The sequence below is a fragment of the Burkholderia perseverans genome, from assembly GCF_022870505.1.
GTDB lineage: Bacteria > Pseudomonadota > Gammaproteobacteria > Burkholderiales > Burkholderiaceae > Burkholderia > Burkholderia plantarii.
On record NZ_CP045094.1, the window covers coordinates 1,041,480 to 1,063,690 of the forward strand.

The following is a 22,211-nucleotide window of genomic DNA, read 5'->3' on the forward strand; positions in this document are numbered from 1 at the left end:
TTAACCTCCGGAACGAATCACCGGGAAACCTATGAAAATCACCATCATCGGCACCGGCTACGTCGGTCTCGTCACCGGCGCCTGCCTTGCGGAAATCGGTCACGACGTGTTCTGCCTCGACGTCGATCCGCGCAAGATCGAGATCCTCAACAACGGCGGGATTCCGATCCACGAACCGGGACTTCAGGAGATCATCACGCGCACGCGTGCGGCGGGACGCATCACGTTTTCGACCGACGTCGAGGCCGGCGTCGCGCACGGCGAGATCCAGTTCATCGCGGTCGGCACGCCGCCCGACGAGGATGGTTCCGCGGACTTGCAATACGTGCTCGAGGCGGCCCGCAACATCGGCCGCTATATGACGAGCACCAAGGTGATCGTCGACAAGTCGACGGTGCCGGTCGGCACCGCGCAGCGCGTGCTGGGCGTGGTGGCCGAGGCGCTTGCCGCGCGCGGCCTGGCCGACAGCGACGCGCACCGCTTCTCGGTGGTCTCGAACCCCGAGTTCCTGAAGGAAGGCGCGGCCGTCGACGATTTCATGCGGCCCGACCGGATCATCATCGGCGTCGACGACGACGCGGCCGGCGCGATCGCGCGCGAGAAGATGAAGAAGCTCTACGCGCCGTTCAACCGCAACCACGAGCGCACCCTCTACATGGACGTGCGTTCGGCCGAATTCACCAAGTACGCGGCCAACGCGATGCTGGCCACGCGCATCTCGTTCATGAACGAGATGTCGAACCTGGCCGAGCGCGTGGGCGCCGACATCGAGGCGGTGCGGCGCGGCATCGGTTCCGATCCGCGCATCGGCTATCACTTCCTCTATGCCGGCGTCGGCTACGGCGGCTCGTGCTTCCCGAAGGACGTGCAGGCGCTGATCCGCACCGCGGCCGAGAACGGCCAGCCGCTGCGCATCCTCGACGCGGTCGAGGCCGTCAACCACGCGCAGAAGAGCGTGCTGCTCGCGAAGATCGACGCGCGCTACGGCGCCGACCTGTCGGGCCGCACGTTCGCGGTCTGGGGCCTCGCGTTCAAGCCGAACACCGACGACATGCGCGAGGCGCCGAGCCGCACGCTGATCGCCTCGCTGCTCGCGCGCGGCGCCGCGGTGCGCGCCTACGATCCGGTCGCGATCGACGAGGCGCGCCGCGTGTTCGCGCTGGACCTGGCCGACCAGCCGGCGGCCGGCGCCGGCCTCGCGTTCGTCGCCACCAAGGAGGAGGCGGTGACGGGCGCCGACGCGCTCGTCGTCGTCACCGAATGGAAGGAATTCAAGAGCCCGGACTTCACGCATCTGAAGTCGGTGCTGAACGCGCCGGTGATCTTCGACGGCCGCAATCTCTACGAACCCGACGCGATGGCCGAACTCGGCATCGACTACTACGCCATCGGACGCCCGCATGTCGCCGCTCAATCCTCCGCGCGCGGCTGAGCCCGCGGCCGCCGTGCCCGCATCGGTCGCGCGCGAGCGCCTCGCGGCCTCGCGCGTGCTGGTGGTCGGCGACGTGATGCTCGACCGTTACTGGTTCGGCAACGTCAACCGCATCTCGCCCGAGGCGCCGGTGCCGGTCGTCCACGTGCAGCGCCAGGAAGAGCGGCTCGGCGGCGCGGCGAACGTCGCGCGCAACATCGTGACGCTCGGCGCGAACGCGGGGCTGCTCTGCGTGGTCGGCACCGACGAGCCGGGCGAGCGCATCGTCGAGCTGCTCGGCGAGAGCCGCGTCGAGACCCATCTCGAACGCGACGCGCTGCTGCCCACCACCATCAAGCTGCGCGTGCTCGCGCAGCAGCAGCAGCTGCTGCGCGTGGACTTCGAGGCATCGCCGCAGCACGAAGTGCTGCTGGCCGGCCTGGCGCGCTTCGAGACGCTGCTGCCCGCGTATGGCGTGGTGCTGATGTCCGATTACGCGAAGGGCGGCCTCACGCACGTCACGACCATGATCGCGACCGCGCGCGCGGCCGGGCTGCCGGTGCTGGTCGATCCGAAGGGCGCCGACTGGGCACGCTACCGCGGCGCCTCGCTGATCACGCCGAACCGTGCCGAGCTGCGCGAGGTGATCGGCCAGTGGCGCTCCGAGGACGAGCTGCGCGCGCGCGTGGCCGAGCTGCGCGCGCAGCTTGCGCTCGACGCGCTGCTGCTGACGCGCTCGGAGGAGGGCATGACGCTGTTCTCCGACGCGGGCGAGCTGAACGTGGCGGCGCTCGCGCGCGAGGTGTTCGACGTGTCGGGCGCGGGCGACACCGTGATCGCGACCGTGGCCACGATGCTCGGCGCCGGGATGTCGCTCGACGAGGCCGTGATGCTCGCGAACCGCGCGGCCGGCATCGTGGTCGGCAAGCTCGGCACGGCCACCGTCGAATACGACGAACTGTTCCATTGAGCGGCGCCCGGGCGCGCCGCGCGACTTATTCATCCTTCTGACAGCAGGACGATCATGACTCTCATCGTCACCGGCGCGGCCGGCTTCATCGGCGCGAATCTCGTGAAGGCGCTCAACGAGCGAGGCGAGACGCGCATCATCGCGGTCGACAACCTGACCCGCGCGGACAAGTTCAAGAACCTCGTCGATTGCGAGATCGACGACTATCTCGACAAGACCGAGTTCGTCGAGCGCTTCGCGCGCGGCGATTTCGGCAAGGTGCGTGCCGTATTCCACGAGGGCGCCTGTTCGGACACGATGGAAACCGACGGCCGCTACATGATGGACAACAATTTCCGCTACAGCCGCGCGGTGCTCGACACCTGCCTCGCGAACGGCACGCAGTTCCTCTACGCGTCGTCGGCGGCGATCTACGGCGGCTCGACGCGCTTCGTCGAGGACCGCGAGGTGGAAGCGCCGCTCAACGTCTACGGCTATTCGAAGTTCCTGTTCGACCAGGTGATCCGCCGCGTGCTGCCGCAGGCGCAAAGCCAGATCGCGGGCTTTCGCTACTTCAACGTCTACGGCGCGCGCGAGACGCACAAGGGCCGCATGGCGTCGGTGGCGTTCCACAACTTCAACCAGTTCCGCGCCGAAGGCAGGGTCAAGCTGTTCGGCGAGTACAACGGCTACGGCGCCGGCGAGCAGACGCGCGACTTCGTGTCGGTCGAGGACGTGGTGAAGGTCAACCTGTTCTTCTTCGATCATCCCGAGAAGTCGGGCATCTTCAACCTCGGCACCGGGCGCGCCCAGCCGTTCAACGACATCGCGACCTCGGTCGTCAACACGCTGCGCGCGCTCGACGGCGAGCCGCCGCTCACGCTCGACGAGCAGGTCCGGCAGGGGCTCATCGAGTACGTGCCGTTCCCCGACGCGCTGCGCGGCAAGTACCAGTGCTTCACGCAGGCCGACCCGTCGAAGCTGCGCGCGGCCGGCTACGACGCGCCGTTCCTGACCGTGCAGGAAGGCGTCGACCGTTACGTGCGTTGGCTGTTCGGCCAGCTGTAAGCCACGCGGCATCGTCCCTACACTGGGTCTCACGGTCGGCAGCCGCCGGCCGTTTTTCTTGATGGGAGATCCCGATGCTGAAGAAGATTCTGGTGGTGGCGATGTGGTTCGCGGGGCTTGCGCAGGCGTGGGCCGCCGTCGACGTCAATCAGGCGAACAGCGACGCGCTGCGTGGCATCAAGGGCATCGGCGCCGCGAAGGCGCAGGCGATCGTCGACGAGCGCAACGCGCACGGCCCGTTCAAGGATACCGCCGACCTCGCGCGGCGCGTGAAGGGCATCGGTTCGAAATCGGTCGACCGGCTGGTGTCCGAGGGCCTCACGGTCGGCCCGGCCAAGGCCCCGGCGGCGCCCGCCGCGCGAGGCGCCGCCGCGCCGAGCAAGGCCGCGCGCAAGTGATGCCGCCCGCGCGCGACAGGCGCGCGGTGCGACATGCCTCGGAGCAACTCCTTCAGCCGTCCTGGTTCGACGGTGTGCCCGCAGCGCTATTGCGGGTTTTTTTACGTGAGGCGCGGGCGCGGCGCGCGATGAGCGACGACAGCGAACGACCGCGGCGAACGACCGAGACGCGGACAGGGACATTCCCGGCGCCGACACGACCGATCCGGCGCTGGATTACAATCGACGGATTCATCGGCCTCGCATTCACTTATCGCTCATGGCTTACAAAACTATCGAAGACACGATCGGCAACACGCCGCTCGTGCAGCTCGTCCGTGTCACCGACGACGAGATCCGGGCCCGCAACAACGTGATCCTCGCGAAGCTCGAAGGCAACAATCCCGCCGGCTCGGTCAAGGACCGTCCGGCGCTGTCGATGATCCGCAAGGCCGAGGAACGCGGCCGCATCAAGCCCGGCGACACGCTGATCGAGGCGACGAGCGGCAATACCGGCATCGCGCTCGCGATGGCGGCCGCGATTCGCGGCTACCGGATGGTGCTGATCATGCCCGAGGATCTCTCGGTCGAGCGCCGCCAGAGCATGGCCGCCTACGGCGCGGAAATCGTGCTGACGCCGACCAAGGGCGGCATGGAACTCGCGCGCGACCTCGCCGACCAGATGCAGCGCGAAGGCAAGGGTGTGATCCTCGACCAGTTCGCGAACCCGGACAATCCGCTCGCGCACTACGAGACGACCGGCCCGGAAATCTGGCGCGAAACCGAAGGCCGCATCACGCATTTCGTCTCGGCGATGGGCACCACCGGCACCATCATGGGCACCACGCAGTTCCTGAAGGAGCAGCGCCAGAGCATCGAGATCATCGGCGCGCAGCCGGAGGAAGGCTCGCGCATTCCCGGTATCCGCAAGTGGCCCGAGGCCTACCTGCCGAAGATCTTCGACCGCAGCCGCATCGACCGCGTCGAGAACGTCAGCCAGGCTGCCTCCGAAGCGATGGCGCGCAAGCTCGCCGCGATCGAGGGCCTGTTCTGCGGGATTTCGTCGGGCGGCGCCTGCGAGGTGGCGATGCGGATCGCGCGGCAGGTCGAGAACGCGACGATCGTGTTCATCGTCTGCGACCGCGGCGATCGCTATCTGTCGACGGGCGTATTCCCCGCCTGAGCGTGGTTCGTACGCGAGCCGTGAGTGCGGCTCGCTGCTTTCGCCACCCATGAAAAAAGCGCCGGTCAAGGCGCTTTTTTCATGGGCTTTGCGCAGGCGCCGCGGCGCCTTGCATCACTGCGTGGCCAGCATCTTCTGCTTCACGCGTTCGCCGAGCTGATAGACGGCCAGCGCGTAGAAGAAGCTGCGGTTGTAGCGCGTCAGCACGTAGAAGTTCTTCAGGCCGAGCTTGTACTCGGTGGCGCGCCCCGGGCTCGGCAGATCGACGACCGTGACCGGCGTGCCGGCCTCGGCGGCCAGGTTCACCGACGGCTCGTCGAGCGCGAGGCCGGCCTGCGTGAGCTGCGACAGCGTGAGGTGCGGCTCCGGCTTGCCGTCGGCCGCGGCCTGCGCCACGCCCTGGCTGCCCGCGTCCGGCGCGATCTGCCAGACCACCGGGCGATCCGGCTCCCAGCCGTGCTGCTTCAGGTAGTTCGCAACGCTGCCGATCGCGTCGGCCGTGCTCGCGCGCAGGTCGATGTGGCCGTTGCCTTCGTAATCGACCGCATAGCTGCGGATACTGCTCGGCAGGAACTGCGGAATGCCGATCGCGCCCGTGTACGAACCGAGCACGCTGGTCGGATCGAGCTGGCTGTCGCGCGTCCAGACCAGGAAGTCCTCGAGGTTCTTGCGGAACGTGGCCTGCCGGTCGTCGCGGTTCGGCGTGTCGGGATAGTCGAACGCGAGCGTGGTCAGCGCGTCGAGCGTCGGGAAGTTGCCCATGTAGCGGCCGTAGATCGTCTCGACGCCGATGATGCCGACGATCACCTCGGGCGGCACGCCGAACTCGGCCGACGCGCGTTGCAGCGTCGCCTGGTTCGCGCGCCAGAACTTCACGCCGGCGTTGATGCGGATCGGATCGAGGAAGCGCGCCTGGTAGACGCGCCAGTTCTTGACCGACGGCGACGGGGCCGGGCGCACCAGCCGCACGGCCGTCGCCGAATAGTTCGCACTCGCGAACAATGCATGCAGCTTCGCCGGATCGAAGCCGTCGCGCGCGGCCACTTCGCTGATGAACGCGTCGATCTTCGGATTGTTCGCGTACTGCTGCGGCACGATCTGTTCCTCGGAGGCCGACAGGCCGGCGGCGGGCACCAGCGGCGGCGCGCTGGCGGCCGGCGGCGCGGGAGGCGCAACAGGCGCGGCCGGGGCAGCGGGCGCGGTAGGCGTTGCCGGTGCCGCGGCCTGCGGCTCGGTCGGCGTCTGCGCGCATGCGGCCAGCATCGCGACCACGGCCGCGAGCGACAGCGACGCGAGCGGGAAACGTGAGCGGAAACGAAGCGGATGGAAGACGGCGGACGATCGGAAAGTCATGGGTACCGGAGGGTGGGCGACGCGGTGGAGGTCGGGCCAGTATAACTGACGCCTCCACGGCGACGGATCGACGCGAAGCCGTTGTGGTAAGTTAGCGGCGAATTCGCGCGCGACGAACGCGGCGTCATTATTGAAGGAGACCTGCGGCGCCGGCTGGATTCGCGCCGCGGAACAGGCCATGGCAACCGCCCTATACACGCATCCCGACTGTCTGCTGCACGAGATGGGCGAATGGCATCCCGAATGCCCGTCGCGGCTCTCGGCGATCCAGGACCAGCTGATCGCGAGCCGGATCGACGAGCTGCTCGAACACGAGAGCGCGCCGTTCGTGAGCGAGGCCGCGCTCGCACGCGTCCACACGCGTGCGCATATCGACTACGTGAAGTCGAACGTGCCGGCCGAGGGCTACTTCGAGTTCGATCCCGACACACGGATGAATCCGCATACCTGGCGCGCGGCGCTGCGCGCGGCGGGCGCGGCCATCGCGGCGACCGACGCGGTGATCGAGGGACGCTACGACAACGCGTTCTGCAGCGTGCGGCCGCCCGGCCATCATGCCGAGCCCGCGCGCGCGATGGGCTTCTGCTTCTTCAACAACGTCGCGATCGCGGCGCGTCATGCGCTCGACGTCCACGGGCTCGAACGCGTCGCCGTGATCGACTTCGACGTGCATCACGGCAACGGCACCGAAGCGGCGTTCTCGAACGATCCGCGCGTGCTGATGTGCGGTTTCTTCCAGCACCCGCTGTTCCCGTTCTCGGGTACCGATCATCCGGCGCCGAACATGCTCAACGTGCCGGTGCCGGCGCGCACCCAGGGCATGGCGGTGCGCGAGATCGTCGACCTGCTCTGGCTGCCCAGGCTCGAGGCGTTCCGGCCGCAGATGCTGTTCGTGTCGGCCGGGTTCGATGCGCATCGCGAGGACGAACTCGGCCGCATGGGGCTCGTCGAGGCCGACTACGAATGGCTGACCGGGCAGATCTGCCAGGTCGCGCGCCGTCATGCGCGCGGCCGCATCGTCAGCTGCCTCGAAGGCGGCTATCACCTGTCGGCGCTCGGCCGCAGCGTGGTGGCGCATCTGCGCGTGCTGGCCGGCGTCTGACACGGCCGGCCGCGCGGCGCGATCGGTGCGTCTGCGCTCGCTGTCCCGGGCGTGTCAGGTGCGGGCGTGCACCCAGTCGATCAGCGCGCCGGTCACGCGCTCGCGTTCGAGATCGTTGAGCGTCTCGTGGTAATTGTCTTCATGGAGCGTGAGCGTCAGGTCGGCCGGCCCCGCCTGCGCGGCGAACTCGCGGCTGCCGTCCGGTTCGGTCAGCTGGTCCGCGGTGCCGTGCCAGATCAGCGTCGGCAGCGTCAGCGCCGCGCGGCCGCGCGCGATGCGTTCCATCGCGACGAGCAGTTCGGCGCCGGTGCGTGCCGGCACCGCGCCGTGATGGACCAGCGGGTCCGCACGGTTCGCGGCCACCACGGCCGGATCGCGCGACAGCAGCGCCGCGTCGATCTTTAGCGCCGGAAAGCGCGGCCAGACGCGACTCATGAAATGGCTCGCCGCCAGCATCCAGCGCGGCACGTCGCGGCCCGGCGCGAGCGCCGGGCTCGACAGCAGCAGCCCGGCCACGCGCGGCGCACGCTCGATCGCGTCAAGCGCCGCGATCGCGCCGCCCATGCTGTGCCCCATCAGAAACAGCGGCACGCCGTCGCGCCTGGCGAACGTGATCAGCGCGTCGGCATCGTCGAGATAGCGGTCGAAGCGTTCGACCCAGGCACGCCGGCCCGGCGAGCGGCCATGGCCGCGCAGATCGACGGCGACCAGTTCGATGCCGGCGGCCGCGAGCCGTGCCGCCAGCGCGTCGTAGCGCCCCGCGTGCTCGGCGAGCCCGTGCAGCAGCGCGATCGTCGCGCGCGGCGGCGCCTCGACGGGCCAGCGGCACGCGGCCAGCTCGACGCCGTCGGCGCTGCGCACCCGCGTCCAGGCCGCGCCGTCGGAGCGGCCCGGCTCTCGGGCCTGCGTGGCGGTGGCGTTCATCGGCGAGGTCTCCGTCGGTTTTTGAGATGCCGACGATCATAGTCGCGTGCCCGACGCGCCGCGCGGGTCCGGTCCTCTAATTTCTCCTGGTTATGAAAGAAGCCGAATCGATTATTAAGTGAAATGAGATGCTTGCGCTAAAATGCGCGGCTATTCCCGGATATGACGGCGGCCGCCGGCGGTGCCCGACACGATCGGCACCGCAGCTTCCGCCGTTTTGTTTACATGATCGAAATTCGCAACCTGTCGCAGCGTTTCCCTGGCCCGCGTGGCTGGATCGAGGCGCTGCACGACGTCAACCTGGCGATTCCCCGCGGCGAGGTGTTCGGCATCATCGGCCGCAGCGGCGCGGGCAAGAGCACGCTGATCCGCACCATCAACCTGCTGACGCGCCCGACCGAAGGCAACGTGGCGGTGGACGGCCGCGACCTGACGCTGCTGTCGGCGGCCGAGCTGCGCGCCGCGCGCCGCGACATCGGCATGATCTTCCAGCACTTCAACCTGCTGTCGTCGCGCACCGTCTACGAGAATGTCGCGCTGCCGCTCGAACTGGCCGGCGTCAAGCGCGCCGACATTGACGCGGCGGTGCTGCCGCTGCTCGAACTGGTCGGCCTCACCGCGCAGAAGGACCGTTACCCGGCGCAGATCAGCGGCGGCCAGAAGCAGCGCGTGGGCATCGCGCGCGCGCTCGCGAGCAAGCCGAAGGTGCTGCTGTCCGACGAGGCCACCTCGGCGCTCGATCCCGAGACCACGCGCGCGATCCTGGAGCTGCTGCGCCGGATCAACCGCGAGCTCGGGCTCACGATCGTGCTGATCACGCACCAGATGGAAGTGATCAAGCAGGTCTGCGACCGCGTTGCCGTGCTCGACGCGGGCCGCGTGGTGGAAACCGGCCCGGTCATCGACGTGTTCCTGCAGCCGCGCCACGAGGTGACGCGCGCGCTGCTCGGCGACGTGATCGCGCAGGAACTGCCGCCGGCGCTGAAGGCGCGCGTGGCCGACAAGCTCAAGGGCGGACGCAGCCACCTGCTGCGGCTCGCGTTCACGGGCAGCGGCGTCGATCAGCCGATCCTCTCGGAGACGATCCGCCGCTACGAACTGGACTTCAACATCCTGCACGGCCAGATCGACGAGATCCAGGGGCAGGCGTTCGGCTCGCTCGCGGTACTCGCGGGCGGCGAACCCGGCAAGGTCGGGCAGGCGCTCGCGTATCTGCGCGAGCAGGGCGTGGTGGTCGAGGAGTTGTCGCATGTTGAGTGAAATGCTGGATATGTTCGTGCAGTCGTTCTGGGAGACGCTGATCATGGTCGGCATCTCGGGCGTGGTCGGCGCGCTGGTCGGGCTGCCGCTCGGCGTGCTGCTCTACCTGACCGACCGCCAGGGCGTGCTGCAGAACCTCGGCGTCAATCGCGCGCTGGGCGGCCTCGTCAACGCGGTGCGCTCGACGCCGTTCATCATCCTGCTGGTGGCGGTGATCCCGTTCACGCGGCTGATCGTCGGCTCGTCGATCGGCACCGCGGCGGCCGTGGTGCCGCTGACGATCGCCTCGGCGCCGTTCATCGCGCGGCTCGTCGAGACCGCGCTGCGCGAGGTCGATCGCGGGCTGATCGAGGCGGCGCTGGCGATGGGCGCGACCACGCGCCAGATCGTGTTCAAGGTGCTGTTGCCCGAGGCGTGGCCCGGCATCGTCGCCGGCCTGACCATCACGTTCGTGTCGCTGGTCGGCTATTCGGCGATGGCCGGCGCGATCGGCGGCGGCGGGCTCGGCGATCTCGGTATCCGTTACGGCTACCAGCGCTACGAGCCGGAAGTGATGTGGACCGTGGTGGTGATCCTGATCGTGTTCGTGCAGATCGTGCAGTCGTTCGGCGACTGGCTGGTGCGTCGGCTCAGCCATCGCTAAGCCGCAAGCCGCTGAACCGCCAAGCCGTCGGGCCGCTGCCGCGCCGGCGCCGTTTCGTGATTCCTTTCCGGAGTTCGACCGATGCAACGACGTACCGTGTTCGCCGGCTTGCTGCTGGCCGGATGGCTCGCCGGGTTCGGCGTCGCGCGCGCGGCGGCCGAGACGATCCGCGTCGGCGTGACGGCCGGCCCGCATGCGCAGGTGATGGAGGTCGTCAAGCGCGTGGCCGCGGAGCAGGGCCTAGAGATCCGCATCGTCGAGTTCTCCGACTACGTGCAGCCGAACGCGGCGCTCGCGGCCGGCGACCTCGACGCGAACAGCTACCAGCACGCGCCGTATCTGGCCGCGCAGGTCAAGGACCGCGGCTACCGGATCGTCGCCGTGGCGAACACCGTCACGTTTCCGATGGGCGTCTATTCGAAGCGCGTGAAGTCGCTCGCGGCGCTGCCGAAGGGCGCGCGGATCGCGATTCCGAACGATCCGACCAACGGCGGCCGGGCCTTGCTGCTGTTGCAGAAGCAGGGTGTGATCCGGCTGCGCGACGGCGCGGGCCTGAGCGCGACGCGCTTCGACGTGATCGGCAATCCGTCGGGCGTGAAGATCGTCGAACTCGATGCTGCGCAGATCCCGCGTTCGCTCGCGGACGTCGACGCGGCCGTGATCAACACCAATTTCGCGATGGAGGCGGGCCTGCAGCCGAAACGGGACGCGATCGCGATCGAGGGCGCCGACGGCCCCTACGTGAACGTGCTGGCGGTGCGCGTCGCGGATCGCGACAAGCCGTGGGTCGCCAAGCTGGTGGCGGCCTACCATTCCTCGCAGGTCAAGCAATATCTCGAAGGCAGATTCGGCGGCGCGGTGATAGCGTCGTGGTGAGCGCCGCGGGCGTGAGCATCGGGCGTGCCGGCGATTAGAGGCGAAGGTCGAGAGCCCGGGCTTGGCGTCCGGGTTTTTTCTCTCTTAAAATAGAACGATCGTTCGCTATTGCCGGCGTATCGCCGAATGACGTTATCCTCGACGGTCGAGGGCCGGATGGCCCGGATTGCCGCCCCCCGGTGGGCGACGCTATAAAATGGCCGTCGGTCGTATTCGTAACTTTGGAGCGTGTGCATGAAAATCCTGGTGCCGGTAAAAAGAGTGGTCGACTACAACGTGAAGGTGCGCGTGAAGTCGGACGGAACGGGCGTCGATATCGCGAACGTGAAGATGTCGATGAACCCGTTCGACGAAATCGCCGTGGAAGAGGCGGTGCGCCTGAAGGAAGCGGGCACCGCGACGGAAGTGGTGGCCGTCTCGATCGGCGTGGCGCAGGCGCAGGAAACGCTGCGCACGGCGCTGGCGATCGGCGCCGACCGCGCGATCCTGGTCGAGGCCGGTGACGGCGTCGAGCCGCTGGCGGTCGCGAAACTCCTCAAGGCGCTGGTCGACAAGGAACAGCCGCAGCTGGTGATCCTCGGCAAGCAGGCGATCGACGACGATTCGAACCAGACGGGCCAGATGCTGGCCGCGCTGGCGGGCCTGCCGCAGGCGACGTTCGCCTCGAAGGTCACGATCGCCGACGGCAAGGCCACGGTCGCGCGCGAAGTGGACGGCGGTTCGGAAACGCTGGCGCTGACGCTGCCGGCGGTGGTGACCACCGACCTGCGCCTGAACGAGCCGCGCTACGTGACGCTGCCGAACATCATGAAGGCGAAGAAGAAACCCCTCGAGAACGTCAAGCCGGAAGACCTCGGCGTCGATGTCACGCCGCGCCTGAAGACGCTGAAGGTGGCCGAGCCGCCCAAGCGCGCGGCGGGTGTAAAGGTGGCCGACGTGAAGACGCTGGTCGAGAAGCTGAAGACCGAAGCGAAAGTGCTGTAAAGGGGAGACGAAAAGATGACGATCCTGATCATTGCCGAACACGACAACGCCTCGATCAAGGCGGCGACGCTGAACACCGTGGCCGCCGCGCAGAAGATCGGCGGCGACATTCACGTGCTGGTGGCCGGGCACGACGCGCAGGGCGCGGCCGACGCGGCGGCGAAGATCGCCGGCGTGGCGAAGGTGCTGCTGGCCGACGCGCCGCAACTGGCCGCCGGTCTCGCCGAGAACGTCGAGGCCACCGTGCTGGCCATCGCGAAGGATTATTCACACATCCTCGCGCCGGCTACCGCCTACGGCAAGAACGTCGCGCCGCGGATCGCCGCGAAGCTCGACGTCGCCCAGATCTCCGACATCACGGCGGTCGACAGCGCCGACACGTTCGAGCGCCCGATCTATGCCGGCAACGCGATCGCGACGGTGCAGTCGAGCGATCCGGTCAAGGTGATCACGGTGCGCGCGACCGGCTTCGATCCGGTGGCGGCTGAGGGCGGCAGCGCAGCGGTCGAGAAGATCGAGGCGGCGGCCGACAGCGGCAAGTCGCAGTTCGTGAACCGCGAGGTCACCAAGCTCGACCGTCCGGAACTGACGAGCGCCACGATCATCGTGTCGGGCGGCCGCGGCCTCGGCAGCGGCGAGAACTACACGAAGGTGCTGGAGCCGCTCGCCGACAAGCTGCAGGCCGCGCTGGGCGCCTCGCGCGCGGCGGTGGACGCGGGCTACGTGCCGAACGACTTCCAGGTCGGCCAGACCGGCAAGATCGTGGCGCCGCAGCTGTACGTCGCGGTCGGCATCTCGGGTGCGATCCAGCATCTGGCCGGCATGAAGGACTCGAAGGTGATCGTCGCGATCAACAAGGACGAAGAAGCGCCGATCTTCAGCGTGGCCGACTACGGCATCGTCGGCGACCTGTTCACGGTCGTGCCGGAACTGGTGGCGGCGCTCGGCTGAGCCCGGGGCGCGGCGAACCCGCGTATCGACTGCCGATGCGGTTGACCGCACGGAACAAGGGGCGCGGCGAGCGCCCCTTTTTTTACCCATAAGCAGACAGAGGAGAGGAGCACCATGAGCTACATCGCGCCCGTCAAGGACATGCTGTTCGTGATGAAGGAACTGGCCGGCATCGACGAGGTCGCGAAGCTGCCGGGCTTCGAGGACGCCGGCTTCGACACCGCGCAGGCCGTGCTCGACGAGTCGGCGAAGTTCTGCGGCGAGGTGCTCGCGCCGCTCAACGTCGAAGGCGACCAGCAGCCGAGCGCGTGGCGCGACGGCGAGGTGACGGCGACCGCCGGCTTCGGCGAGGCGTTCCGCCAGTTCGCGGCGGGCGGCTGGCAGGGGCTCCAGCATCCGGCCGAATACGACGGCCAGGGCCTGCCGAAGCTGATCGCCACGCCCTGCATCGAAATGCTCAACGCCGCGAACCTGTCGTTCGCGCTCTGTCCGCTGCTGACCGACGGCGCGATCGAGGCGCTGCTGACGGCCGGCACCGACGCGCAGAAGGCGCGCTACGTGCCGAAGCTGGTGTCGGGCGAATGGACCGGCACGATGAACCTGACCGAGCCGCAGGCCGGCTCCGATCTCGCGCTGGTGCGCGCGCGCGCGGAACCGCAGGGCGACGGTTCGTACAAGGTGTTCGGCACCAAGATCTTCATCACCTGGGGCGAGCACGACATGGCGGACAACATCGTCCACCTCGTGCTGGCGCGCACGCCGGGCGCGCCCGACGGCGTGAAGGGCATTTCGCTGTTCACCGTGCCGAAGTTCCTCGTCAACGAGGACGGCAGCCTGGGCGCGCGCAACGACGTGCATTGCGTGTCGATCGAGCACAAGCTCGGCATCAAGGCGAGCCCGACCGCGGTGCTGCAATACGGCGACCACGGCGGCGCGATCGGCCATCTGGTCGGCGAGGAGAACCGCGGCCTCGAATACATGTTCATCATGATGAACGCCGCGCGCTTCGGCGTCGGCATGCAGGGCATCGGCGTGGCGGACCGCGCCTACCAGAAGGCCGCCGCGTTCGCGAAGGAGCGCGTGCAGAGCCGGCCGGTGGACGGCTCGGCGAAGCAGTCGGTCACGATCATCCATCACCCGGACGTGCGGCGCATGCTCGGTACGATGCGCGCGCTGACCGAGGGCGCCCGCGCGCTGGCCTACGTCGCGGCCGCGCACAGCGATCAGGCGCACGCGCATCCCGACGAGGCCGAACGCGCGCGCCACCAGGCGATCTACGAATACCTGGTGCCGGTCGTGAAGGGCTGGAGCACCGAGATGGTCAACGAGGTCGCGAGCCTCGGCGTGCAGGTCCACGGCGGCATGGGTTTCATCGAGGAAACGGGCGCCGCGCAGTACTACCGCGACGCGCGGATTCTCGCGATCTATGAAGGCACCACGGCGATCCAGGCCAACGACCTGGTCGGCCGCAAGACCGCGCGCGACGGCGGCGCGGTGGCGAAGGCGCTGGCCGCCGCGATCGGCGAGACCGTCGAGGCGCTCGGCGTACACGACACGCCGGCCTGCGCCGCGATGCGCCGGCATCTGTCGGACGGCCTGAAGTCGTTCGAGGCGGTGGTCGAGTTCGTCGTCGCGAACACCAAGGGCGATCCGAACGCCGTGTTCCTCGGCAGCGTGCCGTACCTGAAGCTGGCCGGCATCGTGCTGGGCGGCTGGCAGATGGCGCGCGCGCTGCTGGCCGCCGGGCGTTTGCGTGCCGACGACGCGGCGTTTTACGACGCGAAGATCGCGATCGCGCAGTTCTATGCGCAGCACGTGCTGGTGCAGGCGCCCGGGATTGCCGCGTCGATCGTCACGGCGAGCGGCGCCGACAGCGTGCTGGCGTTGACCGAGGACCAGTTCTGATGCCTCGTCTGTTGTGAGTTCCATGTGAAGAAGGGCGCCCGAGGGCGCCCTTCTTCGTTTTGACCGCGCCGCCCGAGGCGGCCCGCCGCTTTAAGCGTAGGCGGGGCGCGTGGCGCCGGCCGTCTCGCTGAGGTAACGATGGACCGACAGGTCGTCGGCCTGGATCGCCGGCTTCCTGCCCGACATCAGGTCCGCGAGCAACTGGCCCGAGCCGCACGACATGGTCCAGCCGAGCGTGCCGTGGCCCGTATTGAGGTAGAGGTTCGGGATCGGCGTGCGGCCCACCACCGGCGTGCCGTCCGGCGTCATCGGCCGCAGGCCGGTCCAGAACGTCGCCTTCGAGGTGTCGCCGCCGCCCGGGAACAGGTCGTTCACGCACATTTCGAGCGTCTCGCGGCGCGCCGTGTTGAGGCGCTTGTCGAAGCCGGCGATCTCGGCCATCCCGCCCACGCGGATCCGCGAATCGAAGCGCGTGATCGCGATCTTGTAGGTCTCGTCGAGCACCGTGGAGACCGGCGCGGCCGACGCATCGACGATCGGCGCCGTGATCGAGTAGCCCTTGAGCGGATAGACCGGGATCTTCACGAGGTTCGACAGCAGCCGCGTGGAGTATGAGCCGAGCGCGACCACGTAGGCGTCGCCGCGCACCAGTTCGCCGCCGCACTGGACGCCGGCGATCCGGCCGCCCGCCACGGCCAGCGCATCGACCGGCGTGTTGTAGCGGAACTGCATGCCGAGTTCCGCGGCCATTTCGGCGAGGCGCGTGGTGAACAGCTGGCAGTCGCCGGTTTCGTCGCCGGGCAGGCGCAGGCCGCCCGTGAGCTTGTGCGAGACGGCGGCCAGCGCCGGTTCGGCGCGCGAGAGTTCCTGCGCGGTCAGCAGTTCGAACGGCACGTTGGCCTCGCGCAGCACGGCCATGTCCTTCGCGGCGCCGTCGAACTGCGCCTGGGTGCGGAACAGTTGCAGCGTGCCGCCGGTGCGGCCTTCGTACTGGATCTGCGTGTCGGCGCGCAGCGCCTGCATGCAGTCGCGGCTGTATTCGGCCAGCCGCACCATGCGGCCCTTGTTGACCGCGTAGCGCTCCGACGTGCAGTTGCGCAGCATCTGCCACATCCATTGCAGCTGGAAGCGCGAACCGTCGAGCCGGATCGCGAGCGGCGCGTGTTTCTCGAACATCCACTTGACGGCCTTCAGCGGCACGCCGGGTGCGGCCCACGGCGCCGCGTAGCCGGGCGAGATCTGGCCAGCGTTTGCGAAGCTGGTCTCGAGCGCGGGGCCGGCCTCGCGCTCGATCACCGTCACCTCATGGCCGGCGCGCGCCAGATAATAGGCACTCGTCACGCCCACCACACCGCTTCCCAGAATCACGACTCGCATAGCTGCTCCGAAATGGAAAAAGCCGGGGCGTCGAGAGAGCATTCGTCCAACCGCTGCTCGCGCGATCCAGCCTAGTTTTTTGCGCTATGGTATTGTCGAAGATCTAGGTTTTGTTATTGTATTTTTTAGAAATTCAGAAAAAACACGATGAGAACCCAACGTCAACCAGTACGCGCGCTGGACAAGCTCGACCGCCGGATCCTGCGGCTGCTCCAGCAGGACGGACGCATGGCGATGAAGGACCTGGCCGAGCAGGTCGGACTGACCGTCACGCCGTGCATCGAGCGCGTGCGGCGCATGGAGCGCGACGGCGTGATCACCGGCTATCACGCACGCGTCGATCCCGCCCACTTGGGCGCCGCGCTGCTGGTATTCGTCGAGATCACGCTCGATCACAAGAGCGGCAACATGTTCGAGCAGTTCCGGCGCGAGGTGATGAAGATCGACGAGGTGCTCGAGTGCCATCTCGTGTCCGGCGATTTCGACTACCTGATCAAGGCGCGCATCGGCGAGATGGCAGACTACCGCAAACTGCTCGGCGACATCCTGCTGCAACTGCCCGGCGCGGTGCAGTCGAAGAGCTACGTGGTGATGGAGGAGATCAAGGAGACGCTGACGATCGCCGTCGATGACTGACCGCCGGACAAGCACTGCGATAACTTGGCAGCGCGGGCCGAATACTGTATAAATAAACAGTATTCGGCCCGCGCGACGTTTCGCTCGTGCCGGCAAGACGAAGAGGCATGATGAGCGATCGATCCGATGTCGAATTTCCGGTGGCGCCGCCCGTGCCGCGCAAGGGCCGCGGCGCGGTGGGCAACCTGCAGGGGCGCTACGAGACGGACCAGCGCGAGCGCGTCGACGACGGCTGGCAGGCGGGCGCGGGTCATGACGCGAGCGACGAGGCAGACGGCGGCGACGCGGCCGGCCCGCGCCTGCGCACGCTGGTGTTCGACGAGCGTGCGAAAAGCATCCTGACGCGCAACGCCTCGCCCGACATCCCGTTCAACGTCTCGCTGAATCCGTATCGCGGCTGCGAGCACGGCTGCATCTATTGTTTCGCGCGGCCCACGCACAGCTACCTCGGGCTCTCGCCCGGGCTCGATTTCGAGAGCCGGATCTACGCCAAGGTCAACGCGGCCGAGCTGCTCGAACGCGAACTCGGCAAGCGCGGCTACGTACCCGAACCGATCGCGCTCGGCGTCAACACCGATGCCTACCAGCCCTGCGAGCGCGAGCGCCGCATCACGCGCGACGTGATCCAGGTGATGCACGATCACGGCCAGCCGTTCGCGGCGATCACCAAGTCGTCGCTGATCGAGCGCGACCTCGACCTGCTCGCGCCGATGGCCGCGCGCGGGCAGGTGATCGCCGCGGTGACCATCACCACGCTCGACGCCGATCTGGCGCGCGCGCTCGAACCACGCGCGGCCACGCCGTCGCGGCGGCTGCGCACGATCCGCGCGCTGCGCGAGGCCGGCGTGCCGGTGGGCGTGAGCATCGCGCCGGTGATTCCGTTCGTCACCGAGCCGGACCTGGAGCGCGTGCTGGAAGCCTGCGCCGAGGCCGGCGCGACGCACGCGAGCTACATCGTGCTGCGGCTGCCGTGGGAAGTGGCGCCGCTCTTTCGCGAATGGCTCGGCGCGCATTTTCCGGACCGCGCCGAGCGCGTGATGGCGCGCGTGCGCGACATGCGCGGCGGCAAGGACTACGAGTCCGATTTCCGCAGCCGGATGAAGGGCGAGGGCCTGTGGGCCGACCTGCTGAAGCAGCGCTTCCAGAAGGCGGTCAAGCGGCTTGGCCTGAACGAGCGCGCGCGCGGCATCCTCGATTTCTCGCAGTTCCAGGCGCCGGAGCGCGTGACGCGCGCCGCGCGCGCGGCGGCCGAGACGCCGCAGCTGAACCTGTTCTAGGAAGGGTGCCGGCGCGGCAGTCAGGCTGGCTGGCTGGCTATTGCGACAGCGCCTTGGCCGCCTGCACCTGCGATTCGAAGTAGGTCTGGAACGACAGCGCGAGCCCCGTCATCAGCAGGAACGCGCCGATCAGGAGCGAGAAGATCACCACGAACACGACCGTCCAGCCCGACCGGCTGCGGCGGCCGGTGTCGGCATTGAAGCGTGCGTCCCAGCGGTCGTCGGGGCGCAGGCCGTAGACGATCGCGGCCAGGAACGCGGCCAGCAGCGAGATCGCGCCGGGCATGGCGAGACACCAGCCGAGCACCGATGCGCGCTCGGTGGCCACGAGCAGCAGCACGCCGCGCGCGCCGAGCAGCGTGCCGACCAGATGCGCCCAGCCGGCCAGGTCGCGGCGTCCGTGCAGATAGAAGCGATGCGCGCCGAACGCGCCGAACAGGAACGCGAGCGCGGCGGCCAGCGTCTTCGAGCGGAAACGTGGCGAGTGCGGTGAGTGCGGAGCGGGCAGGGAACGCGACGGCTGGCTGGACATGGCGATCCGATAGGAAAGGCAAGGCGGGGAAGGGGCGGCGCGGCGGAGGCGGCGCCGGCCTCATTCTACGCCGCGCGCCGCGCCGCGATCAGCCGCCGCCGTCAGTGGCCGGTATAAGTGATCCGATAGATCGCGCCAGCGTAATCGTCGCTGACGAGCAGCGAGCCGTCGGGCAGCGGCAGCACGTCGGCGGGCCGCCCCCAGACGCTGCCGTCGGGCCGCAGCCAGCCCTGCGCGAACACCTGCATGCGTGCGCCGCGGCCGTCCGGCCCGGCGGTCACGCTCATCACGCGGTAGCCGACCTTGCTGCTGCGATTCCACGAACCGTGCTCGGCGATGAAGATCGCATCGCGGTAACCGGCCGGGAACATCGTGCCGGTGTAGAAGCGCATGCCGAGCGCCGCCACGTGCGCGCCGAGCTTCAGCGCCGGCGGCGTGAAGCCGCTGCACGGGTGGCCCTTGCCGTACTGCGGGTCGGGCACGCCGCCGGCATGGCAATACGGATAGCCGAAGTCGAGGCCCGCGCGCGGCGCCTGATTCAGCTCGTCGTCGGGCACGTCGTCGCCGAGCATGTCGCGGCCGTTGTCGGTGAACCACAGCGCGTGCGTGGCCGGATGCCAGTCGAAGCCGACGGTGTTGCGGATGCCGCGCGCGAACACCTGGTAATCGCTGCCGTCCGGGTTCATCCGGCCGAGCATCGCGTACCGGTCGCGATCGGGCTCGCAGATGTTGCAGGGTGCGCCGGTCGGCACGTAGAGCTTGCCGTCCGGCCCGAACGCGATGAATTTCCAGCCGTGCTGCCGGTCGGACGGCAACGCGTCGGTCACGACCACCGGTTTCGGCGGCGCGGCGAGCTTCGCGTCGATGTCGTCGAGCCGCAGGATCCGCGAGATCGCGGAGATGTAGAGCGCGCCGTCGCGGTAGGCCACGCCGACCGGCATCTCGAGCCCGGCGGCGACCACGTGGCGGCCGGTGACGCGGCCCCGTTCGACCGTCAGCGCGTGGACGGCGCCGTCGGTCGAGCCGACGTAGAGAATGCCGCGCGGCGACCAGGCCATTTCGCGCGCGGTCGGCACGTCGGCGGCGAACAGTTCGACGTGGAAACCGGGCGGCACGCCGAGCCGCTCGACGGGCGGCGCGGCATGGCCGTCAGCGGCGATGGCCGTGGCGAGGACGAGACAGGCGGCGCCGGTCGCACGCAGGCAGCGGCGCACGGCGGCGAGCGAACGGCGGGAAGCGGAACAGGTCGGGCGCATGGCGGAGCGGGGCGGGAGCGTGCGCGAGGCACCATGCGGGGATTGTAGGAGCTTCGCGCGCGGCTTGACCGGCGGATCAGCCGGCAGTGGAGTACGGCGGGTTGGTATGTCGACCGGTTTGCGGCGTGGCGGCCGGCTGTCGGCGCCGCCACGCCTCGCGCGCCGCGCTTTTTTGCGGCGCGGCGTGGTAAGTGTTTGTTATGCCGCTGGTTTCCAGCTATAATCGCTCGTTTCAGCAGTTTCGAACCCGGTTTTCCCGAAGGATTTCATATGGTTATCATCCGTCTGGCTCGCGGCGGCTCGAAGAAGCGCCCGTTCTACAACATCGTTGCCACCGATTCGCGCAATCGTCGTGACGGCCGCTTCATCGAACGCGTCGGCTTCTACAACCCGGTCGCGACGAAGGGCGAATCGCTGCGTATCGCTCAGGATCGCCTGACGTACTGGCAAGGCGTTGGCGCGCAACTGTCGCCGACCGTCGCTCGCCTCGTGAAGGAAGCGCAAAAGGCGCAACCGGCTGCCTGACATGGCACGGTTTTCCGGTGGTCGCGGCCGCGAGGTGGTCTGAATGTCCGGTCACGATTCATCCGGCGATGCAAAACGCGGCACACGCGAAGCTTCCCAGTTTGGTGTGTTCGTCCGCAAGCCGGTCGAGCGCGCGCCCGCCAAGGGCGACGCGAAGCCGGAAGCAGCAGGCGGGAATCCGGGGCATGCCTCGGCCAGCATCGAGCCGGCGCAGTCCTGGCCTGACGATGCGGTCGAGGTCGGCGCGATCGTCGATGCCTACGGCCTGAAAGGCTGGGTCAAGGTCGTGCCCCACGCGGGCGCGGGCCGCGGCGGCGATGCGCTGCTGAAGGCGCGCCTCTGGTGGCTCGGCAAGGACGCCGACAGGCTGTCCGCGCAGGTCACGCAGTCCAAGTTGCATGCCGATACCGTCGTCGCGCATCCGGCCGGCCTGGTCGATCGCGACCAGGCGCTGGCGCTGCGCGGCTACCGCGTGTTCGTGCGCCGTGAGGATTTCCCGGCGCTCGACACCGACGAATTCTACTGGGTCGATCTGATGGGCCTCGAAGTGGTCAACGAAGCGGGTGTTGCGCTCGGCCACGTCGGCGACATGATCGACAACGGTGTGCATTCGATCATGCGGGTCGACTATCCGGCCAGCGGCAAGGATGGGCGCCCGGTCACCGGCGAGCGGCTGATTCCGTTCGTCGGCGTGTACGTGAAAACGGTCGATCAGGCGGCGAAGCGTATCGTCGTCGACTGGGAAGCCGATTACTGAAATGAATGACGCCGAGGAGCGCGCGATGCAGTTCGATGTCGTCACGCTCTTTCCCGAGATGTTCGCCGCGCTGACCGACTGGGGCATCACCAGCCGGGCCGTGAAGCAAGGCAGTTTCGGGCTGCGCACGTGGAACCCGCGCGATTTCACCACGAACAATTACCGCACGGTCGACGATCGCCCCTACGGCGGCGGTCCCGGCATGGTGATGATCCCGAAGCCGCTCGAGGCGGCGATCGGCGCGGCGAAGGCCGCGCAGGCCGCTCAGGGGATCGCCGCGACGCGGGTCGTGATGATGTCGCCGCAAGGCGCGCCGCTCACGCACGAACGCGTGATGCGGATGGTCGAGGAGCCCGGCGTCGTGCTGCTGTGCGGCCGCTACGAGGCGATCGACCAGCGTCTGCTCGACCGCTGCGTGGACGAGGAAATCAGCCTCGGCGATTTCGTGCTGTCGGGCGGCGAACTGCCGGCGATGGCGCTGATGGATGCGGTGGTGCGTCAGTTGCCCGGCGTGCTGAACGATACGCAGTCGGCCGTGCAGGACAGTTTCGTTGACGGCCTGCTCGATTGCCCGCACTACACGCGGCCCGAGGATTACGAGGGCGTGCGCGTGCCCGACGTGCTGCTCGGCGGCCATCACGCCGAGATCGAGAAGTGGCGGCGCCAGGAATCACTGCGCAACACGTGGCAGAAGCGCCCGGACCTGATCGAACGGGCGCGCAGCAACCAGTTGTTGAGCCGGGCCGACGAGGCCTGGCTGGCAAGTCTCGCGAAGGCCGCGAAGAAAGCCTCGAACTGAGGCGTTCTCGCGGCGGACCGGGAACCAGGCGGTGTCGCGCATGCGTGCGCGGCGCCAGTTGTGAAT

At 68.5% G+C, this 22,211-nt stretch carries 22 protein-coding genes; 17 read left to right on the forward strand and 5 right to left on the reverse strand.

Annotated features, from left to right (window positions below; genetic code table 11):
• Positions 1-31: 31 nt before the first annotated feature.
• The 5 genes from BpN12_RS19235 (at position 32) to cysM (ending at position 4,988) form a co-directional block, all read left to right on the forward strand.
• Positions 32-1,432, forward strand: coding sequence for a UDP-glucose dehydrogenase family protein (locus BpN12_RS19235; protein WP_246797072.1), 1,401 nt, complete (start codon positions 32-34; stop codon positions 1,430-1,432).
• On the forward strand, positions 1,401-2,381 hold the full coding sequence (rfaE1, locus tag BpN12_RS19240) for a D-glycero-beta-D-manno-heptose-7-phosphate kinase (RefSeq protein WP_246797073.1): 981 nt from the start codon (positions 1,401-1,403) through the stop codon (positions 2,379-2,381). Before BpN12_RS19235 ends, rfaE1 begins: the two co-directional genes overlap by 32 nt.
• Before the next feature lie 54 nt (positions 2,382-2,435).
• The gene (gene rfaD / locus BpN12_RS19245; RefSeq protein ID WP_246797074.1) at positions 2,436-3,428 is read left to right on the forward strand and encodes an ADP-glyceromanno-heptose 6-epimerase; all 993 of its coding nucleotides are present in this window, start codon (positions 2,436-2,438) and stop codon (positions 3,426-3,428) included.
• Positions 3,429-3,502: 74 nt separating this feature from the next.
• Positions 3,503-3,826, forward strand: coding sequence for a ComEA family DNA-binding protein (locus BpN12_RS19250; protein WP_246797075.1), 324 nt, complete (start codon positions 3,503-3,505; stop codon positions 3,824-3,826).
• Positions 3,827-4,085: 259 nt separating this feature from the next.
• The gene (cysM, locus tag BpN12_RS19255; protein WP_042624170.1) at positions 4,086-4,988 is read left to right on the forward strand and encodes a cysteine synthase CysM; all 903 of its coding nucleotides are present in this window, start codon (positions 4,086-4,088) and stop codon (positions 4,986-4,988) included.
• 114 nt (positions 4,989-5,102) lie between these two features.
• Here the strand turns inward: cysM and mltB are convergent, their stop codons facing one another.
• The gene (gene mltB, locus BpN12_RS19260) at positions 5,103-6,341 is read right to left on the reverse strand and encodes a lytic murein transglycosylase B (RefSeq protein WP_246797076.1); all 1,239 of its coding nucleotides are present in this window, start codon (positions 6,339-6,341) and stop codon (positions 5,103-5,105) included.
• 178 nt (positions 6,342-6,519) lie between these two features.
• On the opposite strand from mltB, the gene BpN12_RS19265 reads away from it, so the two are divergent.
• A complete protein-coding gene (locus BpN12_RS19265) occupies positions 6,520-7,443 on the forward strand; it encodes a histone deacetylase family protein (RefSeq protein ID WP_246797077.1) in 924 nt (307 codons plus the stop codon).
• 54 nt (positions 7,444-7,497) lie between these two features.
• Here the strand turns inward: BpN12_RS19265 and BpN12_RS19270 are convergent, their stop codons facing one another.
• Positions 7,498-8,304, reverse strand: a complete 807-nt coding sequence (locus BpN12_RS19270) for an alpha/beta hydrolase (protein ID WP_425306368.1) — start codon at positions 8,302-8,304, stop codon at positions 7,498-7,500.
• A 288-nt stretch (positions 8,305-8,592) separates the two neighbouring features.
• Between BpN12_RS19270 and BpN12_RS19275 the strand changes: the two genes are divergently transcribed.
• The 6 genes from BpN12_RS19275 to BpN12_RS19300 all read left to right on the forward strand — a co-directional run bounded on the left by BpN12_RS19275 (position 8,593) and on the right by BpN12_RS19300 (position 14,986).
• Complete coding sequence (locus BpN12_RS19275) at positions 8,593-9,627, forward strand: methionine ABC transporter ATP-binding protein (protein WP_246797079.1); 1,035 nt, start codon at positions 8,593-8,595, stop codon at positions 9,625-9,627.
• Positions 9,617-10,270 (forward strand): methionine ABC transporter permease, encoded by a 654-nt coding sequence (locus tag BpN12_RS19280; protein WP_246797080.1) that lies wholly within the window; start codon positions 9,617-9,619, stop codon positions 10,268-10,270. The genes BpN12_RS19275 and BpN12_RS19280 overlap by 11 nt, the downstream gene beginning before the upstream one ends.
• 81 nt (positions 10,271-10,351) lie before the next feature.
• Complete coding sequence (locus BpN12_RS19285) at positions 10,352-11,146, forward strand: MetQ/NlpA family ABC transporter substrate-binding protein (RefSeq protein WP_246797081.1); 795 nt, start codon at positions 10,352-10,354, stop codon at positions 11,144-11,146.
• A 234-nt stretch (positions 11,147-11,380) separates the two neighbouring features.
• Positions 11,381-12,130, forward strand: a complete 750-nt coding sequence (locus tag BpN12_RS19290; RefSeq protein ID WP_042624174.1) for an electron transfer flavoprotein subunit beta/FixA family protein — start codon at positions 11,381-11,383, stop codon at positions 12,128-12,130.
• A gap of 15 nt (positions 12,131-12,145) precedes the next feature.
• Positions 12,146-13,081, forward strand: coding sequence for an electron transfer flavoprotein subunit alpha/FixB family protein (locus BpN12_RS19295; RefSeq protein WP_246797082.1), 936 nt, complete (start codon positions 12,146-12,148; stop codon positions 13,079-13,081).
• 114 nt (positions 13,082-13,195) lie between these two features.
• Complete coding sequence (locus BpN12_RS19300; RefSeq protein WP_246797083.1) at positions 13,196-14,986, forward strand: acyl-CoA dehydrogenase; 1,791 nt, start codon at positions 13,196-13,198, stop codon at positions 14,984-14,986.
• Positions 14,987-15,076: 90 nt separating this feature from the next.
• Here the strand turns inward: BpN12_RS19300 and BpN12_RS19305 are convergent, their stop codons facing one another.
• Positions 15,077-16,363, reverse strand: coding sequence for a D-amino acid dehydrogenase (locus tag BpN12_RS19305; RefSeq protein ID WP_246797084.1), 1,287 nt, complete (start codon positions 16,361-16,363; stop codon positions 15,077-15,079).
• A gap of 147 nt (positions 16,364-16,510) precedes the next feature.
• Between BpN12_RS19305 and BpN12_RS19310 the strand changes: the two genes are divergently transcribed.
• Positions 16,511-16,999 carry an Lrp/AsnC ligand binding domain-containing protein gene (locus BpN12_RS19310; RefSeq protein WP_246797085.1) on the forward strand — a complete coding sequence of 163 codons (489 nt, stop codon included), beginning with the start codon at positions 16,511-16,513 and terminating at the stop codon, positions 16,997-16,999.
• A 110-nt stretch (positions 17,000-17,109) separates the two neighbouring features.
• A complete protein-coding gene (locus BpN12_RS19315) occupies positions 17,110-18,276 on the forward strand; it encodes a PA0069 family radical SAM protein (RefSeq protein ID WP_246797086.1) in 1,167 nt (388 codons plus the stop codon).
• 37 nt (positions 18,277-18,313) lie between these two features.
• Here the strand turns inward: BpN12_RS19315 and BpN12_RS19320 are convergent, their stop codons facing one another.
• Together BpN12_RS19320 and BpN12_RS19325 are read right to left on the reverse strand one after the other, a co-directional pair.
• Positions 18,314-18,808, reverse strand: coding sequence for an NINE protein (locus BpN12_RS19320; protein ID WP_246797087.1), 495 nt, complete (start codon positions 18,806-18,808; stop codon positions 18,314-18,316).
• Between the two features lie 101 nt (positions 18,809-18,909).
• A complete protein-coding gene (locus BpN12_RS19325) occupies positions 18,910-20,064 on the reverse strand; it encodes a PQQ-dependent sugar dehydrogenase (RefSeq protein ID WP_246797088.1) in 1,155 nt (384 codons plus the stop codon).
• Between the two features lie 270 nt (positions 20,065-20,334).
• Here BpN12_RS19325 and rpsP point away from each other — a divergent pair, with 270 nt between their 5' ends.
• Genes rpsP through trmD form a run of 3 tightly spaced genes read left to right on the forward strand, consistent with a single transcriptional unit; the run spans position 20,335 to position 22,145 of the window.
• Positions 20,335-20,589: a 30S ribosomal protein S16 gene (gene rpsP / locus BpN12_RS19330; protein WP_012734974.1), complete on the forward strand. Its 255-nt coding sequence runs from the start codon at positions 20,335-20,337 to the stop codon at positions 20,587-20,589.
• A gap of 43 nt (positions 20,590-20,632) precedes the next feature.
• Positions 20,633-21,346: a ribosome maturation factor RimM gene (rimM, locus tag BpN12_RS19335; RefSeq protein WP_246797089.1), complete on the forward strand. Its 714-nt coding sequence runs from the start codon at positions 20,633-20,635 to the stop codon at positions 21,344-21,346.
• 1 nt (position 21,347) lies between these two features.
• Entirely contained in the window at positions 21,348-22,145 is a 798-nt protein-coding gene (gene trmD, locus BpN12_RS19340; RefSeq protein WP_246797090.1) for a tRNA (guanosine(37)-N1)-methyltransferase TrmD, read from the forward strand.
• Positions 22,146-22,211 lie beyond the last annotated feature (66 nt).